This is a genomic window from Streptomyces sp. HSW2009 (genome assembly GCF_040240285.1).
In the GTDB taxonomy this organism is placed as follows: domain Bacteria; phylum Actinomycetota; class Actinomycetes; order Streptomycetales; family Streptomycetaceae; genus Streptomyces.
In genome coordinates this window covers 1-6,545 of the sequence record NZ_JBEHZD010000461.1, presented here as the reverse complement: position 1 = coordinate 6,545, position 6,545 = coordinate 1, and the positions used below count along the sequence as shown (strand labels likewise).

General features: G+C 74.3%; 7 protein-coding genes. 5 read left to right on the top strand and 2 right to left on the bottom strand.

Annotated features, from left to right (window positions below):
• Positions 1–207 precede the first annotated feature (207 nt).
• The 3 genes from AAHZ94_RS26235 to AAHZ94_RS26225 all read left to right on the top strand — a co-directional run bounded on the left by AAHZ94_RS26235 (position 208) and on the right by AAHZ94_RS26225 (position 3,088).
• Positions 208–1,176: an L-tyrosine/L-tryptophan isonitrile synthase family protein gene (locus tag AAHZ94_RS26235; protein WP_349995768.1), complete on the top strand. Its 969-nt coding sequence runs from the start codon at positions 208–210 to the stop codon at positions 1,174–1,176.
• Positions 1,173–1,988 carry a TauD/TfdA dioxygenase family protein gene (locus tag AAHZ94_RS26230; protein ID WP_349995767.1) on the top strand — a complete coding sequence of 272 codons (816 nt, stop codon included), beginning with the start codon at positions 1,173–1,175 and terminating at the stop codon, positions 1,986–1,988. Before AAHZ94_RS26235 ends, AAHZ94_RS26230 begins: the two co-directional genes overlap by 4 nt.
• A 302-nt stretch (positions 1,989–2,290) precedes the next feature.
• Complete coding sequence (locus tag AAHZ94_RS26225; protein WP_349995765.1) at positions 2,291–3,088, top strand: class I SAM-dependent methyltransferase; 798 nt, start codon at positions 2,291–2,293, stop codon at positions 3,086–3,088.
• A 342-nt stretch (positions 3,089–3,430) separates the two neighbouring features.
• Here AAHZ94_RS26225 and AAHZ94_RS26220 read toward each other — a convergent pair whose 3' ends face one another.
• Positions 3,431–4,051: a MarR family winged helix-turn-helix transcriptional regulator gene (locus AAHZ94_RS26220; RefSeq protein WP_349995763.1), complete on the bottom strand. Its 621-nt coding sequence runs from the start codon at positions 4,049–4,051 to the stop codon at positions 3,431–3,433.
• Positions 4,052–4,374: 323 nt separating this feature from the next.
• Between AAHZ94_RS26220 and AAHZ94_RS26215 the strand changes: the two genes are divergently transcribed.
• A complete protein-coding gene (locus tag AAHZ94_RS26215; RefSeq protein ID WP_349995761.1) occupies positions 4,375–5,082 on the top strand; it encodes a hypothetical protein in 708 nt (235 codons plus the stop codon).
• Here the strand turns inward: AAHZ94_RS26215 and AAHZ94_RS26210 are convergent.
• Positions 5,013–5,447: a hypothetical protein gene (locus tag AAHZ94_RS26210; RefSeq protein ID WP_349995759.1), complete on the bottom strand. Its 435-nt coding sequence runs from the start codon at positions 5,445–5,447 to the stop codon at positions 5,013–5,015. The two genes, AAHZ94_RS26215 and AAHZ94_RS26210, sit on opposite strands and share 70 nt — an antisense overlap.
• A gap of 151 nt (positions 5,448–5,598) precedes the next feature.
• Between AAHZ94_RS26210 and AAHZ94_RS26205 the strand changes: the two genes are divergently transcribed.
• On the top strand, positions 5,599–6,545 hold a 947-nt coding region (locus AAHZ94_RS26205; protein WP_349995757.1), incomplete at its 3' end, for a serine/threonine-protein kinase.

The following is a 6,545-nucleotide window of genomic DNA, read 5'->3' as shown; positions in this document are numbered from 1 at the left end:
GGCGGGGGGGGGCGGCCGCCGCGGGGGGGCGGGGCCCGCGGGTCGGCCACCGGCCGCCCGCCGCCCGCCCGGATTCCCCGATGCCCCTCATTTTCGTCACGACAAGACCCCGGCCCCGGAGAACGCCCCGGCAGCCGGGTGGACGCGGCCTCGCTGAGGCCGCGTGGGTAACACACCTATCCCTTTACTCAGAGGCAGGAGAGTGCGGTGACGCAGGTCAAACAGCGAGCGACCAGCACCGAAATCCTCAATCACGTCTTTCGGTTCCGCCGGCTCATCGCCGGCCCCGACGGGGGTTGCGCCGATGTGCCGTGCGATGCGTGCAGGGCCCCGCATGAAAAGAAGGTACTGAAGTGCATCGAGGCCGACGAGCCGCTGCATTTCGTCATCCCGGCCTTTCCCGCCAAGTCGCCCAACGACCGCAAGGTGCTCGGCGCGTTACCCGACATGGGGGAACGCCTGGCCCTGGAATTCCTCCAGTCCTTCTGTGACCACCTGACGCATTATCACGCGCCGGGCGCCCGGGTCACGATCTGCTCCGACGGCCACGTCTTCGCGGACGTGGTCGGGGTGAGCGACGACGACGCCACCCGCTACCGGACCGAACTCGAAGGAATGGTCAGGTCGTTCGACGGCAGCTCCATCGGCTTCTACGCGCTGGCCGACGCGTACCGCAGCACCGATTACGACGCATTGCGCACCGAACTCATGGCGCAGTACGCGGAATCGCTGGCGAGCCTGAAACACCGGGCCACCCAGGACGAGAACGTGCGCGGGATGTTCAACGGCATCCACCGCTTTATGTTCGAGGACCGGATCGCGGTCAGCGAGGGCAGGAGCCGTACCAAGGTCAGGGAAGAGGCCAAGCCCGTCGCCTGGGAGGTGATCCGGCGCTCCAACGCCTGGAGCCGGCTCGTCGCCGAGACGTACCCGGACGCGCTGCGGCTCTCCATCCACCCGCAGCCGGTGCACTCCGAGAAGATCGGCTTCCACCTCGTCCGCACCCGGGACCGCTGGCTGACCCCCTGGCACGGGGTGGCCCTGGAGACCGGGGACGGCATGTTCCTGACCAAGCGCAGCCACGCCGAAGAGCTGAAGGCATCCCTGGTGTGGCGCGGCAACCGCCCCAGCCACTTCGTCGCCCCCCACCTCACCCTCCAGGAGGTCATGTCATGAGCACAGCCCTACCGCTCGACCCCGCCATCCGCATCGACCGCTCGTACCTCAAGCCCTTCGGCGTGGTCATCGAGTCAGGCGGCGACACGGACGTCAACGCCCTCTCGCCCGCCCTGCTCGCCCGCTGGGTCGGGGAGTTCAGGGTCGTGGTGCTGCGGGGCTTCGCGCCGCTGTCCAAGGACGCCTTCGCCGACAGCGCACGCCGCTGGGGACCCCTGCTGACCTGGGACTTCGGTGAGGTGCTCGACCTGGTGGTGCAGGAGAAGCCGAAGAACTACCTGTTCACCTCCGGCTGCGTCCCCTACCACTGGGACGGCGCGTTCGCCGCGCAGACGCCGGCGTACATGTTCTTCCAGTGCCTGAAGGCGCCGCTGCCGGACGCGGGCGGCGAGACCACCTTCCTCGACACCACACTGCTGCTTGCGAACGCCGAGCCGGAGCGCCGGGCGCTGTGGGAGCAGGTGCAGATCACCTACACGGTCGAGAAGCGCGGCCACTTCGGCGGCAGCTTCACCACACCGCTGGTCGGCCCGCACCCGATCACCGGGCGCCCGACGCTGCGGTACGCGGAGCCGCTGCCGGCCGACGAGTACGAGAACCCGCTCGACCTTGAGGTCGCGGGCATCCCGGCCGACGCCCACCCCGAACTCCTCGCCGACCTGCACGAACGGCTCTACCGCGGGGACACCGGCTACACCCACACCTGGCAGGACGGCGACTACCTGCTCATCGACAACCACGCCGTGCTGCACCGCCGGGAGTCCTTCCAACGGGAGTCGCCGCGCCGGCTCCAGCGCGTCCAGATCCTCTGAACCATCGGCGCCGGGTGTGCCGGGTGCCCGCCGGCGTCCTCGCGCGCGAGGTGGTCCGCTCCGTTCGCCCCGGCCGCCGGCTCACGGGGCCCACCGGCCCCGTACTCGCCAGCCCCGCGCCCGGCGGAGTCCCGTTGCTCCGTAGCTCCGCTGCCCCGCGGCCCCGCATCCCGCCGACCGCCCTCCGCAGCCGAAGGCCCCGTAACCCCAAGGGCCCGTGCCCCGCAAGGCCCGCAACTCCCGAGGCCCGTAGCCCAGCAGTCCCGTAGCCCCGTAGCCCCGTAGCCCCGCGAAAGGTTCCGATGTCCGTCACCACTGACTACGCGTTCGACAACCAGGCCGCCCAGGCGCCGTCCCGACTGGGCGCCCTTGAGGCCGCGTACGACCCGATCACCATCGCCCGCATCGCCGAACTCGACCTGCCCGCCGGGGCCCGCTGCTGGGAGGTCGGTGCGGGCGGCGGCTCCATCGCGCACCACCTCGCCGACCTGGTGCACCCGGGCGGTGGCAGCGTGCTCGCCACCGACATCGAACTCGCCCTGACCACGCCGGCCGCCGGGCTCCAGCGGCGCCAGCACGACCTGCGCGGGCCGCTGCCGTCCGACGACCGGTACGACCTGGTCCACGCCCGGCTGGTGCTCGGCCACCTCCCCGAGCGGCGCGAGATCCTGGCCAAGCTGGTCGCCTCGCTCGCCCCGGGCGGCTGGCTGCTGATCGAGGAGTTCGACGCGACCTCGCTCCAGCGCCCGCTGACCGTGCCGAGCGAACAGGACGCCGCGATCGTGCACCGGGTCGTCGACCTCACCCAGCAACTCCTGGTCGCCAGCGGCGCCGACCCGGCCGGGGGGGTCGAGGCGCACGCGGCGATGGCCGGCCTCGGCCTGGCCGACGTGCACACCCGGGTACACGCCGAGAGCTGGGCCGCCGGCAGCCCCGGCGCCCGCCTGCTTACCCACAACACGGTCCAGCTCCGCCCCCGACTGCTCGCGGCCGGCGCCACCGAGGCCGAACTCGACCGGATGGTGGAGCTGTTGGCCGACCCGACCGTGGCCATCACCTCCTGGCCCCTGGTCTCCACCCGCGGCCGACGCGCCGCCTGACGGCCCCGGGCCCCGGGCGACCTGACGGCTCGGGCCCCAGCCGACGGGCCGCCTCGCGCGCGCCCGCGCCCGCGTAGTCAGACCGTGGCGCGGGGCGGGGCGGCCCGCGCCGTACGTTTCCCCTGCACGGGGCCCGCGCCGGACGTTCCCTGGGCGCAGGCTCGCGGCGTACGTGTTCCCTACGCAACGGGGCCCGGCGCCGTACGCGTGGGGAACGTGCGGCGCGTACGGGGCTCACGCCGAGCGGCGCCCCACGGCGCACTGCTCGCCCCAGCCGCTCCGTACGCACCGCGCACCCCAGCCGTCCCCACCGTCCCCGGCCAGCGGTCAGCCGAGCGGTGCCTACTCCACCGCCGGCCGCGGTGCCGATTCCGGAGCCCGATCCGAAGCCGAAGCTGGCGCCGAGGCCGAGGGCGAGGGCGAGGGCGAGGGCGAGGCCGAGGGCGTCGCCGGGCCCGCCGCGGGCGGTTCCACGGGGAGCGGCGTGTCGCGGCGCGCGCGCCAACCATTGCTGAGGACCTGGAGGAGGCCCTTGGCCAAGACCGTGCGCTCCTCTGCGGAGAGGCCCGCGAGGAGGGGTTCTTCGGTGGCGGACAGGACGCCGTCGACCTCCGTGAGCATGTCCCGGCCGCGCGCGGTGACCCGCAGTTCGGCGGTACGGCCGCGCCCGGCCCGCGACTGCCGGGCGACCGCGCCCGCCCGCTCCAACTGCCGCACCGTGGCCTGCATGCTCTGCGCGGTGACCCCGGCGCGGCGGGCCAGCGCACTGTAGGACAGGCCGGGCTCGCGCGAGAGGTGGCCGAGCGCGCTCACATGTCGTAGCGAAAGGCCGCGCGCCTCCAGCGCCCGGTCGATCTCCTCACGCACCAGCCGCCCCGCCGTGAGCAGCAGCATCCCGGTACGCGGCGCCACCAGCGCCGGCGACGGCGGCGTACCCGGGGGTCCGACCGGGCTCTGCGTCACGTGCTTCCCACCCTCCGCCGCCCGCACCGGGCGGCACCTGTTCGCTGGCTCGTACGTCTGGGTCGTACGCCCGACTCGGATGCCCGGCAAGTACGTCTGGTCCGTACGCCGGGCCCGTACGTCAGGCCGCCTCCGTTCGGTCGCTCGCCGGCCGTGCGGCCGGGCCGGCGCCCAGTTCTCGCCGGTGCCCCGTCCGCGTCCGTGCCCCGCCCGGGGGCCGCCCGGCAGCGGGCAGCGGCGCGATGCTAGCCTCGATGCAAGTTTAAGGCAGACTGAAACTAGGGGTTGGTGCTCGTTCGGGGCGCCGATCGGGAGGGCATGCCATGACCAAGCTCATGCTCAGCATCCATGTGCTGGTGGCCGTGATGTTCATCGGCCCCGTCACCGTGGCGGCGAGCCTCTTCCCGCGCTTCGCCCGGCAGGCCCTGACGGCCGCGGCGGCGACGGCAGCGGGCGGTGCGGCCGGGCCGAGCGGGTCGGGCGACGCGGACGCCACCGTTCCGCCCCCTGCGACCAGCGACGAGACCCAGCAGGCGACGGCCGCCAGGACCGCAGCCGCGGCCTCGTCCGCGGCCACCTCCGCCGCGGCGTCCCCCACCGCCTCCAGCACCACGCCCGCCGCCTCGAAGCCCGCCCCGGAAGCCGCGCCCGCCGCCCCCGCCGAGCGCGCCGGCTCCCTGGCCTCGGTCCTGCTGCTGCACCGGATCAGCCGCGTCTACGCGCTCCTCAGCGCCTCCGTGCCGATCCTCGGCATGCTCACCGCGCAACAGATGGGTGTGATGGGAGACACCTGGCTGATCGCCTCGATGGTGTTGACCCTGATCGCCGCGGTGCTGCTCGGCATCGCCGTCCTCGGCTACCAGCAGGGCGCCGTCATGCTCCTCGAAGACGACGCGGCCGAGCCCGGCGCGCTGCGGGCCATGGCCGCCCGCATGCCCAAGCTGGGCATGGTGACCGGATTCTATGCGCTGACCTGGGCCGTTGTCGTGGTGCTGATGGTCGTACGGCCCGGCTCGACCACCGGCGCCTGACCCGTACGCGACCCGCGGCACCCCGTACCCCGCCCGCCCGGGGCCGGCCGCCGCGGCGCGCCAGCGCCGTCCCGCATCGCCCGGCGTGAGCGCGCGCGGACGTACCGTGCGCGCCCCTGTCCCGCCCCGTACCGGCGCGCCCCCCCCCCCGGGGGCGGGGGGGGGGGGGCCCGGGCCCCCCCGCGGGGGGGGGGGGGGGGGGGTGGGGGGGCGCCCCCCCCCCCCCCCCCCCCCCCCGGGGGGGCGGGGCGGGGCCCGCCCCGGCCCCCCCCGGCCCCCCCCCCCCCCCCCCCCCCCCCCCCCGGGGGGCGGGCCGGTCTCGTACCCGGGAACGCACGGCGGGAAAAGGTGGGGGAGATCGTCACCGATCCGCCCGGGACACGGCGAATTGCCCCCGGGTTCGCAACCGGCGCGTTCGCCGGAGAGAATGCGGGATGCGTACCGCCGGTGGGCCATGCCGGTGAGACGCTGCAAGGGGCCGCACCTTTTCCGGCCCCCACGGGGAGGTGTCAGGCAGTGGAGCAGCTCACGCAGCAGGACCCGAGGCGAATCGGACCGTTCGAGGTCCTCGGGCGGCTCGGCGCGGGCGGCATGGGGCTGGTCTATCTGGCCCGTTCGGCATCGGGCCGGCGGGTCGCGATCAAGACCGTACGGACGGAGCTCGCCGAGGACCAGCTCTTCCGGGTCCGCTTCACGCGCGAGGTGGAGGCGGCCCGCGCCGTCAGCGGCTTCTACACGGCCGCCGTCGTGGACGCCGACCCACGGGCCGCGGTGCCCTGGCTGGCCACCGCGTACGTGCCCGCCCCTTCGCTGGAGGAAATAGTCAACGAGTGCGGGCCGCTGCCGGCCCAGGCGGTGCGCTGGCTCGCGGCCGGCATCGCCGAGGCACTCCAGTCCATCCACGGCGGTGGTCTCGTCCACCGCGACCTCAAGCCGTCGAACGTGCTGGTCGTCGAGGACGGGCCGCGCGTCATCGACTTCGGCATCGCCTCCGGCGTCTCCAACACCCGGCTCACGATGACCAACGTGGCCGTCGGCACCCCGGCCTACATGTCGCCCGAGCAGGCCCGCGACTCCCGCAGCGTCACCGGCGCCAGCGACGTCTTCTCCCTCGCTTCGACCCTGGTCTTCGCCGCCACCGGACACGCCCCGTACCACGGCGCCAACCCCGTCGAGACGGTCTTCATGCTGCTCCGCGAGGGCCCCGACCTGAGCGGCCTGCCGGACGAACTGCACCCGCTCATCGAGTCGTGCATGCAGATGACCGCAGACGAGCGACCGACCCCGGCCGACCTCCAGGCACAACTCGCCCCGCACCTGTTCTCCGCGGGCGACGACAGCGGTACGGCATCGGCCTGGCTGCCGCCCAGCGCGGTCGCCCTCATCGAGGAGCGCCGCGGCGGCGGGCGCGGCGGCCCCGCCCGACCCGCCGGCGGCCAGCGGCAGGGCGGCGACGGCCCGCC